This window comes from Variovorax atrisoli 110B (genome assembly GCF_000382045.1).
In the GTDB taxonomy this organism is placed as follows: Bacteria; Pseudomonadota; Gammaproteobacteria; order Burkholderiales; family Burkholderiaceae_C; genus Variovorax; species Variovorax atrisoli.
The window spans coordinates 1-20,917 of sequence record NZ_KB907450.1 but is presented as its reverse complement, the minus strand read 5'-3'; the positions used below and the strand labels follow the sequence as shown (position 1 = coordinate 20,917).

At 66.8% G+C, this 20,917-nt stretch carries 21 protein-coding genes; 6 read left to right on the top strand and 15 right to left on the bottom strand.

What is annotated here, in order from left to right; genetic code table 11:
- Positions 1–125: 125 nt before the first annotated feature.
- The 6 genes from G369_RS0100090 to G369_RS0100065 all read right to left on the bottom strand — a co-directional run bounded on the left by G369_RS0100090 (position 126) and on the right by G369_RS0100065 (position 5,681).
- A complete protein-coding gene (locus G369_RS0100090) occupies positions 126–890 on the bottom strand; it encodes an alpha/beta fold hydrolase (RefSeq protein WP_019651928.1) in 765 nt (254 codons plus the stop codon).
- Positions 887–2,119 (bottom strand): MFS transporter, encoded by a 1,233-nt coding sequence (locus G369_RS0100085; RefSeq protein ID WP_019651927.1) that lies wholly within the window; start codon positions 2,117–2,119, stop codon positions 887–889. The genes G369_RS0100090 and G369_RS0100085 overlap by 4 nt, the downstream gene beginning before the upstream one ends.
- Positions 2,116–2,547, bottom strand: a complete 432-nt coding sequence (locus G369_RS0100080; protein WP_019651926.1) for a carboxymuconolactone decarboxylase family protein — start codon at positions 2,545–2,547, stop codon at positions 2,116–2,118. The genes G369_RS0100085 and G369_RS0100080 overlap by 4 nt, the downstream gene beginning before the upstream one ends.
- Entirely contained in the window at positions 2,544–3,758 is a 1,215-nt protein-coding gene (gene pcaB / locus G369_RS0100075; protein ID WP_019651925.1) for a 3-carboxy-cis,cis-muconate cycloisomerase, read from the bottom strand. The genes G369_RS0100080 and pcaB overlap by 4 nt, the downstream gene beginning before the upstream one ends.
- 23 nt (positions 3,759–3,781) lie before the next feature.
- Positions 3,782–4,615, bottom strand: a complete 834-nt coding sequence (locus G369_RS0100070; RefSeq protein WP_019651924.1) for a shikimate dehydrogenase family protein — start codon at positions 4,613–4,615, stop codon at positions 3,782–3,784.
- Positions 4,616–4,757: 142 nt separating this feature from the next.
- A complete protein-coding gene (locus G369_RS0100065) occupies positions 4,758–5,681 on the bottom strand; it encodes a shikimate dehydrogenase family protein (protein ID WP_020722892.1) in 924 nt (307 codons plus the stop codon).
- Between the two features lie 199 nt (positions 5,682–5,880).
- On the opposite strand from G369_RS0100065, the gene G369_RS0100060 reads away from it, so the two are divergent.
- From G369_RS0100060 to G369_RS0100035, 6 genes are all read left to right on the top strand, one after another.
- Entirely contained in the window at positions 5,881–6,675 is a 795-nt protein-coding gene (locus G369_RS0100060; RefSeq protein WP_019651922.1) for an IclR family transcriptional regulator domain-containing protein, read from the top strand.
- A 93-nt stretch (positions 6,676–6,768) separates the two neighbouring features.
- On the top strand, positions 6,769–7,779 hold the full coding sequence (locus G369_RS0100055) for a Bug family tripartite tricarboxylate transporter substrate binding protein (RefSeq protein WP_019651921.1): 1,011 nt from the start codon (positions 6,769–6,771) through the stop codon (positions 7,777–7,779).
- A 230-nt stretch (positions 7,780–8,009) separates the two neighbouring features.
- Entirely contained in the window at positions 8,010–8,675 is a 666-nt protein-coding gene (locus G369_RS0100050) for a response regulator (RefSeq protein ID WP_019651920.1), read from the top strand.
- Positions 8,676–8,812: 137 nt separating this feature from the next.
- A complete protein-coding gene (locus G369_RS0100045; protein ID WP_038113861.1) occupies positions 8,813–10,249 on the top strand; it encodes a sensor histidine kinase in 1,437 nt (478 codons plus the stop codon).
- A gap of 13 nt (positions 10,250–10,262) precedes the next feature.
- Complete coding sequence (locus G369_RS0100040) at positions 10,263–11,282, top strand: tripartite tricarboxylate transporter substrate binding protein (RefSeq protein WP_026346094.1); 1,020 nt, start codon at positions 10,263–10,265, stop codon at positions 11,280–11,282.
- 25 nt (positions 11,283–11,307) lie between these two features.
- A complete protein-coding gene (locus G369_RS0100035) occupies positions 11,308–11,724 on the top strand; it encodes a DUF6194 family protein (RefSeq protein ID WP_019651917.1) in 417 nt (138 codons plus the stop codon).
- Here the strand turns inward: G369_RS0100035 and G369_RS0100030 are convergent.
- From G369_RS0100030 to G369_RS35225, 9 genes are all read right to left on the bottom strand, one after another.
- Positions 11,721–12,950 carry an ROK family transcriptional regulator gene (locus tag G369_RS0100030; RefSeq protein ID WP_019651916.1) on the bottom strand — a complete coding sequence of 410 codons (1,230 nt, stop codon included), beginning with the start codon at positions 12,948–12,950 and terminating at the stop codon, positions 11,721–11,723. The genes G369_RS0100035 and G369_RS0100030 overlap by 4 nt on opposite strands.
- The gene (locus G369_RS0100025; protein ID WP_019651915.1) at positions 12,943–13,743 is read right to left on the bottom strand and encodes an ATP-binding cassette domain-containing protein; all 801 of its coding nucleotides are present in this window, start codon (positions 13,741–13,743) and stop codon (positions 12,943–12,945) included. The genes G369_RS0100030 and G369_RS0100025 overlap by 8 nt, the downstream gene beginning before the upstream one ends.
- Before the next feature lie 164 nt (positions 13,744–13,907).
- Positions 13,908–14,873: an ABC transporter permease gene (locus G369_RS0100020; RefSeq protein ID WP_019651914.1), complete on the bottom strand. Its 966-nt coding sequence runs from the start codon at positions 14,871–14,873 to the stop codon at positions 13,908–13,910.
- Positions 14,874–14,913: 40 nt separating this feature from the next.
- The gene (locus G369_RS0100015; RefSeq protein WP_019651913.1) at positions 14,914–15,930 is read right to left on the bottom strand and encodes a sugar ABC transporter substrate-binding protein; all 1,017 of its coding nucleotides are present in this window, start codon (positions 15,928–15,930) and stop codon (positions 14,914–14,916) included.
- Positions 15,931–16,230: 300 nt separating this feature from the next.
- Entirely contained in the window at positions 16,231–16,587 is a 357-nt protein-coding gene (locus G369_RS38380; RefSeq protein ID WP_132798449.1) for a hypothetical protein, read from the bottom strand.
- Between the two features lie 153 nt (positions 16,588–16,740).
- Positions 16,741–17,055 carry a hypothetical protein gene (locus tag G369_RS37410; protein ID WP_080647782.1) on the bottom strand — a complete coding sequence of 105 codons (315 nt, stop codon included), beginning with the start codon at positions 17,053–17,055 and terminating at the stop codon, positions 16,741–16,743.
- A complete protein-coding gene (locus G369_RS39780) occupies positions 17,056–17,913 on the bottom strand; it encodes an RHS repeat-associated core domain-containing protein (RefSeq protein ID WP_157773605.1) in 858 nt (285 codons plus the stop codon).
- 62 nt (positions 17,914–17,975) lie between these two features.
- Positions 17,976–18,167, bottom strand: a complete 192-nt coding sequence (locus tag G369_RS37400; RefSeq protein WP_080647781.1) for a hypothetical protein — start codon at positions 18,165–18,167, stop codon at positions 17,976–17,978.
- A gap of 3 nt (positions 18,168–18,170) precedes the next feature.
- Positions 18,171–20,917: RHS repeat-associated core domain-containing protein (locus G369_RS35225; protein WP_019651911.1), on the bottom strand; the 2,747-nt coding region annotated here is incomplete at its 5' end.

Sequence of the window (20,917 nt, the reverse complement as noted above, 5' to 3'; positions counted from 1 at the left end):
CTTTAGGAACACCCGGGCATCGTCACAATCTATTCAGCGCAGTTTTGATCGATCATCGATCACTCGCAACCGTTATTCGCACGAAATACGGGATACACCTAGGCCGCGCATCCCTCCGTCGGCGCTCAGAGGCTGCGCCAGAAATCGATCAGCAGCTGCGCGAATTCCGCCGGCCGCTCGACGGCGCTCAGGTGCGCGGCATCGATGGTTTGCAGCCGCGCATGCGGAATGGCTGCGGCCATGGCCTGCGACATCGCCATCGGCGTGGCTTCGTCCTGCAGCCCGCCGATGACCAGCGTGGGCACCGCGACGCGGTGGTTGCTCTCGCGGAAGTCGATCGCCGCGACGGCGTTGCAGCTCTCGATGTAGCCCTGCGCGTCGGTGCGCACCAGCACGTCGTGCAGCTTCTTCGCGGCTTCCGCGCCTTCGGCCGTGGCGGCCCACGCCGGCGTGAGCCAGCGCGACACCGCGCCGGGCGCGATGGCGGCAACGCCCTTGGCGCCGACGGTCTCGACGCGCGTGCGCCAGGGCGTCTGGTCGGGGTAGTGCGCGGCGGAATTGGCGATCACGATCGTCTTCAGCAGCTCGGGGTGGCGCACCGCCAGCGCCTGCGCCGTCATGCCGCCCATCGAGAGGCCGACGAAGTGCACGGGCTCGCCGCCCGCCTCGCGTCGAATGAGCTCGGCCGCGTCCTGCGCCAGCGTCTCGATGCGCAGCTCGCCGGGCACCACCTCCGAGGCGCCGTGGTTGCGGTGGTCGTAGCGCAGCACCGTGTGGGCGCGGGCGAGCTGCGCGGCCACGCCGTCCCACATGCTCAGGTCGCAGCCGAGCGCATGGCTGAGCACGACGATGGGGCCGTTGCCCTCGCGAACGACATTCAAACGGGTCATGGTGTGGTTTCCTTTTTCGGGTGTTGCAGACGCGGCAGCCAGAAGAACGCGATCGCCACCAGCACGCTGCCGGCCAGCAGCATGGGCAGGACCATCGGCCAGGCGCCGTTGGAAAAATCGGCGTCGACGAACCGCGCGGCGAGCTGCCCTGCGCAGAACGCGACCATCATCATGCCGAAGCCGGACCACGACACGGCCCGGCCGGCCAGGTGCGGCAGGTCGCCCACCGCACCCGCCTGCCCGCAGGGCTGGTGGATGCCGTGGCCCAGGCAGTAGACGGCGTGTCCGAACAACAGCGGCACCGCGCTCAGCGGCATGAGCCAGCAGCCCAGCGCCTGGATGGTGGCGCCGGCCAGGCTCAGCGACGCGCCCAGCTTCACCGTGCGCACAGGGCCGTAGCGGCGCAGCAGGCTGCGGCACATGGTGGTGCTGAAGATGTAGACCAGCGAGCCGCCGGCCGGGATCCAGCCGTACCAGGCGGGCGACCAGCCCAGGTAGCCGATGTAGACCATCGGCGAGAGCAGCAGGAAGCAGAACAGGCCGCCGTAGGTGGTGGCCGCGACCGAGGCCCAGGCTCGGAACGACCGGCTCGCGAACACCGCGCGCGTGCTGCCGCGCGGCGCGGACGACCCGCCCTCGCCCAGGGGCCGTCGTGTTTCGCCGAACGAGCGCCAGCACAGCGCGAACAGCACCGCGGCATAGGCCGCCATCGCCGCCATCACCCAGCGCCAGCCGGCGCCCTGCACCAGCCATGCGCCGAGCAGCGGCGCCATCAGGCCGACGATGCCCAGGCCCGTGAGCCCGCGCGCCATCACGTGCGGCCCTTCATGCGCCGGGTAGAGATCACGCACAGCGGCGCGTGCGCACACCAGGATGGCCGCCATCGAGAAACCCTGCAGCGTGCGCCAGCCTGCGAGCAGCGCCACGCTGTCGGCGAAGGCACCGCCCAGCGCGGCGAGCGTGTAGCAGCCCAGCCCCGCCAGCAGCACCGGCCGACGCCCGAAGCGGTCGGCCAGCGGCCCGCACAGCAGCTGCGCAAAGCCGAAGGCCAGCACGAACAGCGTGAGGCTGGTGCTGGCCGAACCGAGCTCCTTCGCGATGGCGGGAAGCGCGGGAAGATAGCTGTCGGTGGCCACCGGCTGCGCTGCGAGCAGCAGCGGCAGGAGCAGCGTGAAGGTGACGTCGAAGCGCCCCTTCCCGCCCCTCCCTGAGGCAGGCGGCGCGGTCACTGCGCCAGCGGCGGCAGCAGGCCCTTCTCGCGCAGGATGCCCGTCGCAATGCCGAAGGCGTGGTTGGCCACGGGCACGCCGCAGTAGATGGCGGCCATCATGATCACTTCCTTGATCTCGTCCGGCGTGAGGCGCGACTCGGGCGGGCCGTCGAGCGCGGCGCGCACGTGCATCGCGAACTCTTCATAGGCGTGGATGCCCAGCATCATCGACAGCACCATGAAGCGGCGCGTCTTGTCGCCCAGCGCGGGTCGGCCCCAGATGTCGTTCCAGGCGTGGCGCGTGATGAGCTCCTGGAACTCGGCGTTGAAGCCGTTGCGGTTGGCCAGCGACTTGTCGACCCAGGCGTCGCCGAGCACGCGGCGGCGGTTGACGAGGCCGGCTTCATAGACGCCGGGTTCCACGGGCGGGTTTTCGGGGGTGGTCATTGGGATAGTTCCTTTTGTGCGTCGAGCCGGGCCTGCAGCGCCTTCACTTCGGCGAGCGCGGTCTGTCCGGCTTCGTGGGCGAGCGCGGGGGCGAACCATTCGTCCGCCGCGTCGCGCGGGAGTTCGGCGCGCAGCCGGTCGATGTTGGCGCGCATGCGCGCGGCGTCGACCTGCAGGCCGGGCAATGCACCGGCCATCGCACGCACGCTGCCATGCGCCGACATCAGGAGCTGCGGCCATTCGCCCAGCTCCGCCTGCCATGCGCCGAGGGCGCGTTCGTGCTGCTGCGGCATGGCGCCGAGCAACGCGGCCACGCGCTGCGGCGCGCGGTGCGCGGCGGCGATGGCCACCATCGAGGCCACCGGGTTGCGCTTGTGCGGCATGGCCGACGAGCCGCCGCGCCCCGGTTCGCTGGGCTCGGTGACTTCGCTGACTTCGTATTGGCCGAGCAGCGAGATGTCGACCGCGATCTTGCCCAGGCTGCCGGTCATGAGGCCCAGCTCGCAGCCGAGCGCGACCCATTCGTCGCGCTGCGTATGCCAGGTCGCGCCGGGGTCGCCCAGGCCGAGTTCCTTGGCCATGCGCCTGCGCACGGCCGCGCCCTGCCCCTTCATCTGCGCCAGCGTGCCGATGGCGCCGCCGAGCTGCAGCTGCAGCGCATGCTTGGCGGCATCGCGCAGGCGGATGCGGCTGCGCACCAGCGGCGCGGCCCAGCCGGCGCACTTGAAGCCGAAGCTGGTCACCGAGGCCGGCTGCATCAGCGTGCGCGCGAGCATCGGGGTCTCGGCATGCGTCACGGCCAGGCGCAGGAGCGCGTCGGCGGCCTTGGCGAGGTCGGCCTCGATCAGCGCGACAGCCTCGCGCGTGACCAGCGCCATCGCGCTGTCGATCACGTCCTGGCTGGTGCTGCCGAAATGCACGAAGGCCGCGGCCTCGGCATTGAAGAGGCCCACGGCCTCGCGCAGCGCCTTCACCAGCGGGATCGCGACGCTGCCGGCACGTCCGCTCTCGCGAACGATCTTGGCGACGTCGAACAGCTCGACCTTGCAGCTGCTGACGATCGAGTTGGCAGCGCTCTCGGGGATCAGCCCCTCGGCCGCCTGCGCGCGCGCCAGCGCGGCCTCGAAGCGCAGCATGGCGTCGACGAAGGCGCGGTCGCTGAACGCGCCCAGCGTTTCGGATGTGGAGAGGAAGCCTTCGAAAATGCTCATCGGACGAGCCTTCCTTTCTTCTTTCAGTATTTCAGTTGCGCCACGGCGCGCAGTTCCTCGGGCGAGGCGGTGCCGAAGCCGAAGAACTCCAGGTACGCCGGGATCATCTCGAACAGCATGTCGGTGCCCACCTGCACCTGGCAGCCCTTGGCCCTGGCGGCCTGCAGCAGCGGCGTGTATTCGGTCTTCATGACCACCTCGCCGACGAAGGTCGAAGGGTCGATGCGGTCCACGTCGAAGGGCAGCGGATCGCCCTCCTTCATGCCCAGCGGCGTGGCGTTGACCACCACGTCGTAGCCGGCCGGGTCCTTCGAGCCGGTGGCCACCTTCATCTGCGGATAGTGCTCGCGAAGGCGCGCGGCCAGCGCGTTGGCCGAAGCCTCGCTCATGTCGAACAGCATCAGCTCTGCGGCACCCGCCGCGGCGATCGACGCCGCGATGGCAGAGCCCACGCCGCCCGCGCCCGACACCAGCACCCGCGTGCCCTTGAAGAGCCGCCCCTTGCGCTCCACGCCGCGCACGAAGCCGGCGCCGTCGAACTGGTCGCCCAGCAGCGTGCCGTCGGGGCGCTTGAGGATGGCGTTGCAGGCACCGGCCACGCGCGCGGTGGGCGTCACTTCGTCGACCAGCGACATCGTCGTCACCTTGTGCGGCATGGTCACCAGCGCGCCGCGGATGTTGCTGAACTTGAAGATCTGCGGCAGCGACACCGCGTAGTCCTCTGGCTTCACGCCCATGGGCACGACCACGGCATCGATGCCGTGCTTGTCGAACCAGGGGTTGTAGATCATCGGGGCCTTGAAGGCCTCCGTGGGAAAGCCGATGTGGGCGATGAGGGTGGATTTGCCGGAAATCATTGGTGGATCAATCTGTGCAGTCAAAGGTCGAAGGTTTCTTCCAGGAATGCCGCGGAACCGGCTTCGCCGGGCCGCAGGCATTGCCCCCTGCAAGGGGGTTGGCGAAGCGACACAAAGTGCGCGAAGCCTGGGGGTGAGCCATTCACGCCACGCTCGGTGAGTGGTAGCGCAGCGGCTGCGCGATCTCGGCGCGCATCGCGGGCGGATAGATGATTTCGCGCAGGAAACCGGCGTCGGCCGTCATCGCATCCGCCGCGTCCATGTGGCCGAAGTAGCGGAAGTAATGCGGCATCTGCTGGATCAGCATCTCGAAGCCGGCCTGCGCATTGAGCCCGCGCGCACGGGCCGCGCGCACCAGCGGCGTCGGCTGGTTGCGCAGCAGGATGTCGAAGAGCGCGGCGTGGCTGTCCATGCGCGTCACGTCGACCGGCGCCGCGTCGTCGTCGCTCAGACCCAGTTGCGTGGCGTTGATGACGAGGTCGAAGCCCTCGGGCGCATTGCTGTCGGCGGCGACCACCTCGGCGTCGAAGAAGGCGTCGAGCTTGGCCGCCACGCCGGCCGCCTTGCCGGCGGCCTTGTCGTACATGGCGATGTGCGCCGCGCCGTTCACCGTACCGCCCTCGGCCAGCGCGACGCCGATGGCCGCGGCGCTCACGCCCGCGCCCAGGATCAGCACGCGCTTGCCGCGGAAGGGAATGTTGTAGTGGTCGAGCGCGCCGATCAGGCCCTCGCCGTCGAAGAGATCGCCCTCGAGCTGGTCGCCCTCGGTGCGGCGCACCACGTTGACCGAGCCTGCCACGCGGCCGAAGAGCCCGCAGCCTTCGAGCAGGTCGACCACCAGCGGCTTGTGCGGCGGAGCGATCACCATGCCGCGCACGTTGCGCGCGAGGAAGGCCGACTTGAAGAACACCGCGAAGTCGCGCACCGGCACCTGCATGGGCAGCAGCACCGCGTCGATGCCGAAGCGCTCGAAGGCCGCATTGAACATGCGCGGCAGCCGCACGTTGCGAACCGGGTCGCCGGGGATCAGGTAAGCCTGGGTGCTGCCGCTGATGGAATGGCTCATGTGCGTGCTTCCGTTCGTCAATCGCTCTTTTGGAGGGCGGATGGCGAGCTTTATAGTCTCTCCAGCCAACCCGTGCAGCCTTCGGGACATCAAAACGTGCGATCATCGATCTTTCAAATTTGATGATCGATCACTTCGAGGGTTTTCACCTGCACCAATTGCAAACTCGAACCCTTCTCGCCAGATCACACTTCCGCCCATGAGCAAGGACAGCAACCACAACCCGGCGCCGCCACCAGGCCTGGACAAGCGCGACTGGATCGCCGGCTTGGAGCGCGGCGTGAGCATCATCGAGGCCTTCGACGACGCCAACCCGCGCCTCACCGCCAGCCAGGCCGGCCAGCGCACGAACATGACCCGCACCGCCGCGCGGCGCTACCTGCTGACCCTGCAGCACATGGGCTATGTCGCCAGCGACGGCAAGCTGTTCTGGCTCACGCCGCGCGTGCTGCGCCTGGGCCAGTCGTACCTGGAGTCGGCCCGCCTGCCGCGCGTGGTGCAGCCCTTCCTGCAACGGGTGGCCGCCGGCACCAACGAGATCGCCTACCTCAGCGTGATGGACGGCGACGAGGTGGTCTACATCGCCCGCAACGGCCCCAACCGCAGCATGAGCACCGGCTACGTGCTCGGCGCGCGCGTGCCGGCACAGGTCACCGCCTCCGGCATGCTGATGCTGGCCCTGCGCAGCGACGCCGAGCTCGACGAGTGGCTCACCACGCGCAAGCTCACCGTCTTCACCTCGCACACCATCGCGAGCATGGAGCGCATGAAGCTCGAACTCGCGCGCATCCGGGCGCAAGGCTGGGCCCTTTCCGAACAGCAGCTCGACCTGAACTCGCGCGGCATCGCGGTGCCGCTGCGCGACCGGCACGGCACGCTGGTGGGAGCGCTGAACATCACCATGCCGATGGGGCACGAGAGCTCGGAGGATGCGGTGACTCGGGTGCTGCCGGTGCTGCGGGAGACGGCGCAGGCGATGCGCAACCTGATCTGACCCGGGTGGCCGTCCGGACTGACAGCTTTCCGACAGCATCCCCCGGGCACGATGCGCGCTTTCAATCCAAAAAGCGCTGGAGACACAAGCAACATGTCCGCCCCCCTCTTCCCCCATGACGCCCGCCTGAGCCGCCGCGGCCTGCTCCAGGCCGGCGGCGCGGCAGCCTTCGGCGGCCTGCTGCCCTCGATGGCCTTCGCCGAAGACGCCTGGCCCAGCAAGTCGATCCGCTTCGTCGTGCCCTTCGCGCCGGGCGGCAGCTCGGAGATCGTCGCGCGCTCGACCGCAGCGGAACTCTCGCGCACCATCGGCCAGAGCGTGTTCGTCGACAACAAGCCGGGCGCGGCCGGCAACATCGCGATGGGCGAGGTGGCGCGCGCGACCGACCAGCACACGATCATCCTGGGCCACATCGGCACGCTGGCGGTCAACCCGTACATCTTCGCCAAGCTGCCCTACGACGCGAACAAGGACTTCAAGCCGGTGAGCCTGCTGGCCAAGGTGCCCAGCCTCTACGTGGTGCACCCCGACGTGCCGGCGAAGAACCTCAAGGAGTTCATCGCCTACGCCAAGTCGAAGCCGGGCAAGCTCAGCTACGGCTCGGCGGGCAACGGCAGCGCAGGCCACCTGGCATTCGAATACCTGAAGATGACGGCCGACGTCTTCATGCTGCACGTGCCCTACCGCGGCACCGGCCCGATGGTGACCGACCTGCTCTCCGGCCGGCTCGACGCATCGGCCATCGGCGCTGCGGCGGTGCTGCAGTTCATCAAGGCAGGCAAGGTGCGCTGCATCGCGACCGGCTCGGCCAAGCGCCTGCCGCAACTGCCCGACGTGCCGACCGTGGCCGAGCAGGGCTTCCCCGGCTTCGAGATGACGCAGTGGTACGGCATGCTCGCGCCGGCCAACATCACGCCGCCGCAGCTCGCCAAGCTCTCGGCCGAGACGATGAAGGCGGTGAAGTCGCCCGACTCGATGCAGCGGCTGACCAACGACGCGGCCGAAGCCGTCGGCGGCACGCCGGAGCAGTTCGCGCAGTTCATCGCGTCCGAGCAGGCACGCTGGCAGAAGGTCATCGCAAGGGCAAACATCAAGCCGGACTGATTGGCAAACCCCCAGGCTCCGCGCACTTCGTGTCGCTGCGCCCACCCCCTTGCAGGGGGCAACACCTGCGGCCCGGCAAAGCCGGTTCCGCGGTGGCCTCGGACTCACCCCCAGGCTTCGCGCACTTCGTGTCGCTGCGCCAACCCCCTTGCAGGGGGCAACACCTGCGGCCCGGCAAAGCCGGTTCCGCGGTGTTTCGCGAAAATATCCGGCCCTAATAGGATCGGTCGATGCGCATCCTTCTTGCCGAAGACGAACACACCCTGGGCACTTGGCTGTGCAAGGCGCTTGAGCACGCGGGCATCCAGGTCGAATGGGTGGACGACGGGCGGCTGGCCGACCGTGCCTTGCAGCAGCGCGACCACGACGCGCTGGTGCTCGACCTCGGCCTGCCCGGGCTCGACGGGCACACGGTGCTGCAGCGGCTGCGCGAGCGCGACCAGCGGCTGCCGGCGCTGATCCTCACTGCGCGCGACTCGGTGAACGAGCGCGTGGCCTCGCTCAACGCGGGCGCGGACGACTTCCTCGCCAAGCCCTTCGCACTCGCCGAACTCGAGGCGAGGCTGCATGCGCTGGTGCGCCGCGCGCGCGGCGTGGAGCATCCGCGCCAGGCCTGCGGCGCGCTGGTGTACGACGGGGCGCGACGGCACTTCACGCTCAACGGCGAGGCGCTGGCGCTCTCGCCGCGCGAGCTGGCGGTGCTGCGCGTGCTTGTGCAGCGCAGCGGCGAGCCGCTGTCGAAGCAGCAGATCCTGGAGCGAGTGTTCTCCGACGACGAGGAAGTGCACCCCGAGGCAGTGGAAGTCTTCGTCTACCGGCTGCGCAAGCGGCTGGACGGCAGCGGCGTGCGCATCGTCACGCTGCGCGGGCTGGGCTATGTGCTGGAAGCTGACTAGATGAGGACACTGCCCCGGGCTTCGCCCACTTCGTGTCGCTTCTCCTCCCCCTGCGCCGGGGGCGGCATCTGCGGCCCGGCGGAGCCAGCTCCACGGTGTTTCGCGAAGAGAACGCCTGGATTTCTCGCGTCGTGGGCATGCCGCTGAACTTCACGGCCCGTCTGCGGCGCGCGAGCCTCTGGCAGCGGCTGGCGCTGCTGCTCTTCCCCGCCCTGCTCGTCGTGACCTGCATCGAGCTGTGGATGACCCGGCACGACGCGCTGGCAGCCGCCAACGCCGCCTACGACCGCTCGCTGCTCGGCGCGCTCAAGTCCATCGATGCCAACATCTCGACCGCCTCGGGCGGGCTCTCCGTCGAACTGCCGTACACGATGTTCGAGTTCTTCGAGCTCACGGCGAGCGGGCAGGTGTTCTTCCGCGTCTCGACTTCCGACGGGCTGGTCGAGCTCGGCAGCGCAGACCTGCCCGCTCCGCCCGCCGAGCTCGCGATGGGCGTGCCGGCCTTCTACGACGCCACCTACTTCGGCGAGGCCGTTCGGCTCGCGGCCTACCGCCGCGACCTCGACCGCACGCCGGCCGGCAGCACCGGGCGCAGCGTGCTGATCCAGGTCGGCGAGAGCACGCGCTCGCGGCAGGAATTCAGCGCGCGATTCGTGCGCAGCGCGGCGTTGCGCGACGGGCTGGTGCTGGCGATGCTGCTGTGCGGCACCGCCATCGCGCTCGCGGCGGCGCTGCGGCCGCTCTCGCGGCTGGCGCGCGAGGTGGGCGCGCGCACCAGCGACGACCTCACGCGCATCGCCGAGACCGACCTGCCCGCCGAGGTGCGGCCGCTGGTGGCGGCAGTCAACCAGCAGATGTCGCGCACGCAGGAGCTGGTCTCGCAGCAACGGCAGTTCCTCGACGACGCCTCGCACCAGCTGCGCACCCACCTCACCACGCTGCAGATGCAGGCCGACTACGCGCGGCGCGAGGAAGACCCTGCGCAGGTGCGCGCCGCGCTCGATGCGCTCGGCGCCGAGATCGCCTGCGCCACGCGCAGCGCCCAGCAGCTGCTGGCCCTGGGCCGCAGCGACACCGTGTCGGTGGAACCGGCCGAGTTCGACCTGGAGGCGCTGCTGCGCGAAGTGGCCGTCGACCTGCTGCCTCTGGCGCGCGCAAAGCGCATCGACCTGGGCATCGATCTGGGCATCCACTCCGCCATGCCCGATTTCCCCGCCGTGGCCGACCGCGCGCTGATGCGCGAGGCGCTCGGCAACCTGGTGAGCAACGCGATCGCCTACACCCCCGCAGAAGGAACGATCACGCTCTTCGCTGCCAGTGACGCAGCGGGCTGGAGCCTCAACGTCGAGGACAACGGCCCCGGCCTCAATGAGGAAGAACGCGCCGCACTGGGCCAGCGCTTCCTCCGCGGCGCACGTGCCGGCAAGGGCGGGTTCGGGCTCGGGCTGGCCATCGCGCGCTCCATCGCACAGCGGCATCGCGGCGAGCTGCGGCTCGAAGCCCGGGAGGCCGGACCGGGGCTGCACGCGATCATCTGGTGGCCGCGCACCTCGTCGGCCCCAACCTCCAACTGACAGGTCCGCCGCCATGCCATCTCCTGCCCTCCACCGACGTCACGCATTGCGCGCGCTGTGTGCGCTGCTCGCGCCGTCCTTCGGCCTGCGTGCGATGGCCGCCAGCGACCCTTCCGAGGAAGCTGCCGACTGCGTGATTCCCGCCAAGGCCGGCGGCGGCTTCGCGCTGACCTGCGCCCTTGCGCGCGACGCGCTGCAGGCCGTGCGGCCGGCGCGCCCGCCGCTGGGTCAGCGCTACCTGCCGGGCGGCATCGGCGCCGTGGCCTTCGACCGCATCGCCACCGGCAAGCTCGGCGGGCCGGGCACGCTGGTGGCGTTCTCCAGCGGCTCGCTGCTCAACCTGGCGCAGGGCCGCTTCGGGCCCCATCCGCCTTCGGCCGTGCGCTGGATCGCCACGCTGGGCACCGACTACGGCGTGGTCGCCGTGCACCGCGACTCGCCCTTCAGGCGCCTGCAGGACCTGGTCGCCGCGCTGCGGCAGGACCCGTCGCGCATCGCCTTCGGCGCGGGCGGCACCGTGGGCAGCCAGGACTGGGTGAAGGCCGCGCTGCTGGTGCGCGCGGCCGGGCGCGACCACAAGGCGATGCGATTCGTCTCCTTCGAAGGCGGCGGCGACGCGTTGAGCGCGCTGCAGGGCCGGCATGTCGACGCGTTCCCCGGCGACGCCGCCGAGGCGCTGCAGGCCATGGCAGGCGGCACGCCGGTGCGGCTGCTCGCTGTGCTGTCGGAGAACCGCCTGGGCGGCGCGCTCACCGGCGTGCCGACCGCGCGCGAGCAAGGGGTGGACCTCGTGTGGCCGACGGTGCGCGGCCTGTACCTGAGCGCCGACGTGCCCGAGCACGCCGTGCGGGCCTGGGTCGCCGCGTTCCGCGAGGCGGGCGCCGCACCCGGCTATGCAGCGCTGCGCGAGCAGCACGGGCTCTACCCTTTCGCCCTCACCGGCACCGCGCTCGACGACTACGTGCAGGCGCAGCTCAAGGCCTACCGTCGGCTGGCCGACGAACTGGGGCTGCGGCGCTGGCCGACCTCCTGATGGGAATGCGGGCAAGATCGCGCCCATGACCGAAGACGCGATCACCCAATACCTCATCGACATGCTGGCCGGCGGCCATTTCCAGATCGCCGACGACAACACCTTCTTCTTCCACGACGGCGACGACAAGTTCCCTTTCGCGACCATCGTGACGAAGGACAACGAGTTCGACAATGCCTCGAAGCTGGACCGCCCTGGCGTGTTCCGGCTGAACCTCGGCGTGGGCAAGGAGACCTTCCGCGCGCTCTTCGGCGAGCAGCCGGCCGCGCCCGACTACAGCGCGATCGACACGCTGATGCCGCATCCGCTTTACGGGAAGATGTACTGGGTCAGCGTGATCAACCCGAGCGCCAAGACCTTCGAGAGGGTCAAGCCGCTGATCGCCGAGGCGCTGAGCCTCGCGCGATCGCGAAAGACCGGTCAGGGCGGGCACGCGGGCTAGGCCGCCTTCAGGAACACATCGTGGTCCGGCGCGAAGTTCGCGTGCAGCGGCAGCATCGCGCCACCCAGAGCGCAGGCCTGCGCGCCGGCCTTGCCGCCATGCAGTTGCGGCTGCCAGAGACCTTCCCAGTTGCAGTGGTCGAGCGCGTCGCGGGTCTGGTCGAGCAGCGCCTGCAGCAACAGGCGTGACATGGAGCCGTCCACCACCACGTCGGACAGGTCGAGCATGGCGGTGCCGCACACGATGGCATGCGCCAGCGCCTGCGATGCGCTGGCCAGCCAGGCCGTCGTGGTCTGAGCGAAAGGCGGCTGCAGCGCGCGGTCGTCGTAGGCGGCCATGGGGTCCAGGCCTTCGGCCGACAGGCGCTGTTCGAGCTCCCACAGCGATGCCTGCGCGACCAGCTGCGGCGGCAGAGCGCCGCGGGTGCCCGGCGGCTGCATCGGCAGCGATGCCAGCGCACCCGCATTGCCATGCGCGCCGGTGTGCAGGTGCGAGTTGATGACCAGCCCGCCGCCCACGAAGGTGTCGACGAATATGTAGAGAAAGCTCTTCAGGTCGTGCCCGCGCCCGCCCACCAGTTCGGCCACGCAGGCCGCCACCGTGTCGCGCGCGAAGCTCACGGGCAGGTCGATGCGCGACCGCACCTCGGCGGCCAGGTCCATCTGGTTCCACAGGTCGGACTGCGCCTTCGACAGCCCCAGCGTGCGGTGCCAGCCACCGAGCAGGAAGGGCGCGGCCAGTCCCACGCCCACGTTGCGCGCGGCCAGCGGCCCCAGGCCGTCGCGCAGGCGGTGGATGTGCTGCGCGATGGCGGGCAGCAGCTCGTCGGCGTCGGGAAAGTCGTAGCCGATGGCGTGGCGCTCGCGCACCTGCGCAGCGAAGTCGATCAGCAGCCACTCGGCGCCGCGCCGGCCCACCTTGATGCCGATGGCGAAGGCGCCGTCGGGGTTGAGCGCCAGCGGAACAGAGGGCTGGCCGATGCGCCCGCGCACGCGGCTTTGCTTGACGATGAGTCCGTCTTCCTCCAGCCGCGCCGTGATGAGCCCGATGGTCTGCGCGCTCAGCCCGGTCAGCCGGGCCAGGTCGGCCTTGGGAAGGCTGCCGTGAACGCGCAGCGCCTGCAGTACCGTGCGCTCGTTGAACTGGCGCATGCCGACCTGGTTGGAGCCGCGGGGCCGCAGCAGGTCGGGCGTGCGCACAGCTGGGGGTGCTTGCGCATCAGGCATGCGCCTCCGCGGGCAGCTGGTCGGGCGGCATGGCGCCGGTCATGACGGCGACGGTGTCGCTCATGCTGATCTTCTTCGGGTCGAGCACGGCCGCTCGGCGGCCCAGGCGGGCGACGTGGATGCGGTCGGCCACCTCGAACACGTGCGGCATGTTGTGGCTGATGAGCACCACGGGCAGGCCGCGGTCGCGCACACGGCGGATCAGCTCCAGCACCATGTTGCCCTCCTTCACGCCGAGCGCGGCGGTGGGCTCGTCCATGATGACCACGTGCCGCGCGAAGGCCGCGCTGCGCGCCACGGCCACGCACTGGCGCTGGCCGCCCGAGAGCGTCTCGACCGCCTGCGTCATCGACTGGATGCCGACCTTCAGGTCGGCCATTCGCGCAGTGCTTTCCTGCAGCATCTTCTTCTTGTCGAGCATGCGCAGCACATTGCCCATGAAGCCGGGCCGGCGCAGCTCGCGGCCGAGGAACAGGTTCTCGTAGATGGTCATGGCGGGCGCCACGGCCAGGTCCTGATAGACCGTCTCGATGCCCGCGCGGCGCGCCTCCAGCGGATTGCGGAAGTTGACCGGCTTGCCGTCGAGCAGGATCTGCCCCTCGTCGGGCACGATCGCGCCCGACAGCGCCTTGATGAGCGAGGACTTGCCCGCGCCGTTGTCGCCGATCACCGCGAGGATCTCTCCCTCGCGCAGCTCGAAGTCGACGCCGGCGAGCGCGGTGACCTGTCCGTAGCGCTTCACCAGGCCCTTGGCCTGCATCACGACCTTGCGGTCCGTAGTAGTCGTGTTCATTTCAGTTCTCCACCACGCTGGCACGCGAACCGCGGCCGACGAGACTGGCGCGGCCCCCTCGGGGAACGCCGCGGAACGGGCTCTGCCCGGCCGCAGGCGTTGCCCCCTGCAAGGGGGTTGGCGAAGCGACACGAAGTGCGCGAAGACTGGGGGTGAGCTTCATGCTAGCGGGCTCCCCTGCGCGAGAGTTGGTCGGCCGTCACGGCCAGGATCACCAGGATGCCCGTTACCAGCACCTGGTAGATCGAGGACACGCCCATCAGCGTGAGCCCGTTGCGGAACACGCCCACGATCAGCACGCCGATCAGCGACCCCAGCACGATGCCGCGGCCGCCGAAGAGGCTGGTGCCGCCGAGCACCACGGCCGTGATGGCGTCGAGGTTCTCGGTCTGGCCCGCGTTCGGGTCACCCACGCCGGTGCGCGCCACCGACAGCAGCGAGGCGATGCCGTAGAGCACGCCTGCCATCACATACACGCCCAGCAATACGCGCTGGGTCGGAATGCCCACGAGGCGCGTGGCCTCGGCGTTGTTGCCCACCGCGTAGACGTGCCGCCCCGCCGCCGTCTCGCGCAGCACGAACCACGCGAGGAAATAGAGCACCACCATCAGCACCGAGCCCCAGGCCACTTCGGCTCCGCCGATGGTGAAGGTGGTGCCCAGGCCCGTGAGGCCGCCGGGCAGGTCGGTGATGGTCTGCGACGACGAATAAAGCTGCGTGATCGCGAAGGCGATGTTCAGCGTGCCCAGCGTCACGATGAACGGCGGCAGCTTGATGCGGGTGACCAGAAGGCCGTTGGCAAGGCCGAACAGCGTCGTCACCCCGATGCCGCAGAGGATGGCCACCGGCGCCGGCAGGCCGAGCTCGGTGGCGAACTTGCTCATGATGATGCCGCCCAGCGCCATCACCATGCCGCACGACAGGTCGATGCCCGCCGTGAGGATCACCAGCGTCTGGCCGATGGCGATCACGCCGACCACCATCACCTGCTGCAGGATCAGCGAGAGATTGCCGCCCGTGAGAAAGCGGTCGGACTGGGTCGCGAAGAAGATGCATGCGCCCAGCAGGGCCAGCCACGGCCCCAGGGCGCCCCACGGGATGTGGTGCGTGGCTGATGCGGATTTCGCCATCGAGATGTGCCTCCCTGGAATTCGTCGTCAGCTCGGCTGCTTACTTCTTGCCCCAGCACAGCTCGGCACCGGTCTTGGTGTCCTTGCTGTCGACGCCCGCCACGCTCTTGCCCGCGATCAGCGTCACGCCCGTATCGACATAGCCCGAAGCCTTCTTGCCCGTCTTGGCGTATTCGACACCCGCGGCCACGCCCATCGCGGCCATCTTCAGCGGGTACTGCTGCGAGGTCGCGGCGATGATGCCGGCGGCCGTGTCCTTGATGCCCTGGCAGCCGCCGTCGACCGAAACGATCATCACGCCCTTCTCCTTGCCGGCGCGCTTGAGTGCGTTGTACGCACCGGCAGCGGCGGGCTCGTTGATGGTGTAGACCAGGTTCACGTCGGGCGCCTTCTGCAGGCAGTTCTCCATCACCGTCTGCGCCTTGGCCTGGTCGCCGTAGCTGTCGGCCATGCAAACGATCTCGGGCGCCTTCGACAACTCGTTCGACTTCGCGTCGTTGGCCTGCAGGCCGAAGCCCTTCATGAAGCCGTTGTGCCGCTGAGCACCCACCGGGTGGCCCGGCAGCAGGTCGAGCGCGACGATCTTCGCCGGCTTGCCCGCCATCGCGGCCTTCGCGTACTCGCCGATCAGCACGCCGGCGGTGTAGTTGTTGGTGGCGAAGAGCGCGTCGGTCGCATCCGGCGGATCGGCCGGGCTGTCGAGCGCGATCACCATCACGCCCTTGTCACGCGCCTTCTTGATCGCGGGAACGATGGCCTTGGCATCGCTCGGCGTGATGAGGATGGTCTTGGCACCGGCCGCGATCATGTTCTCCATCGCCGTGATCTGCCCGGCGTTGTCGCCGTCTGCCTTGCCCGCGCCGGACAGCAGCTTCGCGCCCTGCTTCTTGGCCTCTTCCTGGGCGCCCTCCTTCATCTTCACGAAGAAGGGGTTGGTTTCGGTCTTGGTCACGAGGCCGATGACGGGCTGGTCGGCGGCGAAGGCAGCGGTCGACGCAGCGGCTGCGGCGAGCGACAGTGCAGCCAGGGCGAGGACGGAGCGGGGGCTGGTGTGCATGGTTTGTCTCCTTGAGCGGGCGGTTGGTTTGCGCCTGCGGTTTTGGATCCGGATCGCGTGGTGGGAAGCGGGCGTCCGGGCGCAAGGGGACTATCGGGTAGTGGAGGGACTAAATCAAGGTGATTTAGTTATCGGAAACCCGGAGACGACGGGGGTAGAGGCGTGGAAGCCTGTGGCTCAGGCTGCGGCCAGATGAACGAGGGGTTTCGCGCAGGGTAAGGTCTAACGTGCGCGCAATCCTGAAGGAGGTCCGCGCAGCCTCCGAGTAGCCCTCTCAAGCCGGAGCCAAAAAATTCATCTTCAAGAGGAGAGCTTGCCGAAGAAAACCTGCGTATCGTACTTTCGCCCCTCCCTTGAAAAGCTCCAGAATTCGGAGGGGAAGAAGTACCCTGTTCTCAGAAATTCACTCAGCTGATAAAACGCATATTCCAAGGCATCTGAGCTCATATCCAAGAGAAGCAAATTATTTTTCATTTCGAGGCGATCTAGCACATTCAATCGCATTTCAATCATCGATTCTTCTGGATCACCTCGAAGCGACCGAAGACAGCCAACACGCTCGGCGTTGCCCTTTCCGCCTAGCAATGCGGAAATCTTCGACGAAAGCAAATCAGCACCTTCTTTATCGAAATAAATCGCCAATTCATCCTTGCTCAACGGCCCAAATTGAAGAACTATCAAACTACAACCTCATCTGCCGGCACTGCCATCGGAGCATCAAATAATCTCCTCAAGGTTCGACTTCGATAACAGCTCTAAAGCCATCAGAAACCAGGGAGTCGAAATTTTAGGCACGCTATACAGCGCTACTCACTTACCATTACTACCCGGCTTCCAAAACCGCAGCCCCTCCAAAGCACGCTCAATGTCTGTCAGATCGTCTTCACCTCGCGTCTCGTCAAAAACCTCGGACAAGGTAGACCGAATTTTTGAGAGCCGCCTCGTTACATCACCGTCATCAATGAATTTGGTTGTTTCTGCATTGTATTCCAATTTTTTACCGGGAAGTTCGTGCGCATAGTAGGAACCAATTTTGTGCAACGAAATTAGCATGTATTCGATTTCCCGCAAAACATTTAAAATCTTCTCTCCATCATATTTCAATTCCTTATTATCCTTCATCATTTAAGCCCTCCTAAAGACTTTGAGATTGCATGCTGGAACATCACCTTTAATGGTCAACTCTTGCCTGTGATATCTGGGATTCTCTACCCATTCAATCCTTGACACTGGCACGTCAAATTCAACATAGTCCCGACCTCTGCCCTGTCCGATCTGATACTTATCTTCGGCATCGCGTTGGCTTAGTGGCTTCGCACTTGCAGGTTCGGCATAGACACGATTGTTGTCACTTGCAATGACTTTACCGGCAAGTTGAATTCCAGTCGACCCTTTTCGATTTGTATAGTGCCGCACTTGCGTTATTAACGGACATTGCGTCGTCTCCTGCGTTTGGGTCGTTTTTTCCGGCTCTGGTTTTTTCGGTGGAGTGCTATCCCCATTCGCCCGCTGCCCTCCTTTTCGCGCTAGCCCAAAGGGGTCGATCCAATATGTCGGACTCGGTGCGTACTCGTAGAAATTTTCACCACCGAGAATTCGAAGCGGATACTTTGAGACGAACCGCCCCGCGTGCGGGTCGTAGTATCTATACCGGTTGTAGTGCAGCCCGGTCTCTTCATCCCAGTACTGCCCCTGAAACCGAATCGGATTCCTAAACCCCGCCCTTCTCCCAGCCTCGCTGATCGCCTCCCGCGCCTCTCTCCACGCCTTGTACTGCGCCGACCACGCAACGCTTCCCTCATGGTCCGTCAGCTCCTGCGGCGTACCCAGGTGATCGCACTGGTAGAACACCATCTCCTTCCTGTGGAACGCCTGAGGCACATGCCCCTGCTTGCCGTTCCATAGCGGATCCAGTTCGATGTCGTAGGCGCTTCCGCTGGCTTCCATCAACGCCTTGGCGTCGGTGGTTTCACTCAGCGCCATCGCGCTCGCACCGCTAACACCTGCACCAGCGGCACGAACGAGTTCGCCTCGTGGATGTAGTGCTACTCGTCCATCGCATCCAACAATTCCGCCAATTTATTTAAATTTTCCGCCAATATTCGAGCCTCCTTGGCAGTCAACTCAACTGGATCCCCAAATTTAGAAACAGATTTCAGATGAATCGACGACTCCTGCTCAATCCAAGCGTCAACACAACCATCAGCTGACGTGTATCGCTTTAATAGTTCACTCATTTTTCATGGTCCTTTCGTTGGAAAATGCGCATTCCCATCCACAGGCGACACAATTTTTGTCAAACCATCCGGCTGATACCCGTGTACGTGATCCACAGCAGCCTTCGGGTCGTTGTAAGGCAATCCTGTTTGCTGATCAATGTGCCCGCGATCCAAGCGCAATCTTTGATTGCCGGTACATGGACATTTCCATTTACGAGGTAATCCTGCAGAATCCGGCTGCCCAGTCGCAATTAATCCCTTAGAAGCAGCCAACGCTCTTATTTCGGATCTGGTCTTGTCTGTAATTTCAGATGCAGTGATCGTAGGTGGCGCCGTTGTTGCCAATCCGAGTGGATCAATGAAAGCAGTTGAATTTTTTGCATACGCAAAAACATTTAATCCACCCAGGAGTTTTATTGGGTCAGAACTGATAAACCGCCCTACCTGCGGGTCGTAATACCGATACCGGTTGTAGTGCAACCCCGTCTCTTCATCCCAGTACTGCCCCTGAAACCGAATCGGATTCCTAAACCCCGCCCGTCTCCCCGCCTCGCTGATCGCCTCCCGCGCCTCTCCCCACGCCTTGTACTGCGCCGACCAGGCAACACTGCCTTCGTGGTCCGTCAATTCCTGCGGCGTGCCCAGGTGATCGCACTGATAGAACGCCATCTCCCTTCTGTCAAACGCCCGCGGCACCTGCCTCTGCTCGCCATTCCACAGCGGATCCTGCTCGATGTCGTAGGCGCCTCCATTGGCCTCCATCAACGCCTTCGCATCCGTCGTCTCGCTCAGCGCCATCGCGCTCGCACGGCGCACCTGCATCAGCGGCACGAACGAGTTCGGCTCGTGGATGTAGTGCACGCTCCAGCCGTGCTCGCCGCCCTCCTCGATCGCTGAGCTGCTCTGCGTGCTCTCGAATGCGAGCACGTCGCCGTCCCAGCCGAACAGCGTCGTGGTGTCGCCCGAACTCTTGGAAAGACGACGCCCCAGCGCGTCATAACTGAAGGTGGTGGTTATGCCGCTGTGGTCGGTCGCCGCGGTCATGCGGTTGAAGCCGTCCCATGCGAAGACGGTTCGCCAGCCGTTGCGTACGCGCTCGGTCATGTTGCCGCGCTCGTCGTAGCGGTAGCTGGTGCCGGCGTAGTTCTTCAGCAGGTTGTCCAGCAGCTTGCCGGCCGGGTGCCTCAGCGGCTCGTTGGCCGGGGGCGGATCGACGATGTTGCCTGCGGGGTCGAAAGCGAAGGTCTCGCGCCCGAGGCGGCTGTTGGCTTCGAGCAGGCGGCCCACCGGGTCGTAGCGGTAGTTCAGGCTGCCTCGGCGGCTGTCGCCGATGGTCACCAACTGGCCAGCCTTGTCGTAGGTGTAGCGGCGCTGGATACCGGTGGTCGATTCGATGGCGCCTGGCCTGGTGCGGGAGATGTGCTGTTCGAGCAGCCGGCCCGCCGGGTCGTATTTCTGCCGCTGGCTCAGTCCGTTGCCTTGCTCGCGTGCGATCTCCCGGTGCAGGTCGTCACGCTCGAAGCCGAGGATGTCCTGGCCGTCGATCATCAGGCCATGCACATGGCCGGAGCCGTATGTCAGCCACTGGGTGACATGCCCGTCGGGCCGTACGGTGGCGACGCGATGGTTGAGTTCGTCGTAGCGGTGCTGCCAGACTGCCGTGCGCTTGCGCTCCAGGTAGTGATGGTGCTCGCGCGTCAGGTTGCCGGCCGGGTCGTAGAACCACTGCAGGCGCGCATCGCTGTTGGTCGCCTCGAGCAGGCGGCCGTTGCGGTCGTAGGCGAAACGTTCGGATTGCCCGCCGGCGCGTCGTTCGCTCAGGCGGCCGAGTGGATCGAATTCGAGCTCGGTGCGGTGGCCGGCCTCGATCACTTCGGCGAGCACGCCCGTTGTCTCTTCGTGGACGTACTGGGTGGCCTTGCGGTCGAAGCCGGTTTCTTCCAGCAGTCGGCCCACCGGGTCGTAGCGGAAGTCGTAGCGGCTGCCGTTCTCGTTGTGCAGTTCGGTCAGGCGGCCCAGCAGGTCCCAGTGGTACCTGAGCGAACGGCCGGCGGCGTCGGTGCGGCCGGCGATCAGGCCGGCGCGCGTGTAGCTGTAGCGCGTGGCGCGCCCCAGCGCGTCGGTGTGCACGAGCAAGCGACCTTCGGCGTCGTGCTCGAAATGCTCGCTCGTCCTGTCGGGCTGTTCGATCTCTTCGAGTTGGCCGGCGGCATAGCGATAGCTGGTGGCGTTGCCGGCGGCATCGGTGGCCTTGACCAGGCGGCCGCGATCGTCGTATTCCCAGCGGCTGGTCTTGGCGGAGCAGTCGGTGTAGCTCAGCAGCTGGCCGGATGGGGAATAGGCGAGCACCTTGACGCCGCCTTTAGCATCGGTGATGCGCACGGGCCTGCCGGCCTTGTCGTAGGCGTACTCGGTCTTGTGGCCCAGCGGATCGATCTCTTCAGTGAGATGGCCCTGCGCGTCGTAGTCGCGCTTCCACACACCACCTTCCCCGTCACGGATGCCCGTGAGCCTGTTCAGCCTGTCGTACTCGTAGTGCACGCGGCTTCCATCGGCACGCGTGTGCGTCTGCAGGTTGCCGTCTGGGTCGTAGGTGTAGTCGTCGGTCGTGCCGTCGGTGTGCACGTGGCGCGTGATGTTCTTCGCGTCGTCGCGGAAGAACCACTCCTGCAACCCGTCCGGATGGATGATGCGGTAGGTGTAGCCCTGGATGTCGTAGTAGTGCCAGGTCTCCCCGCCCAGCGCATCGGTCACGTAGGTCAGCCGGA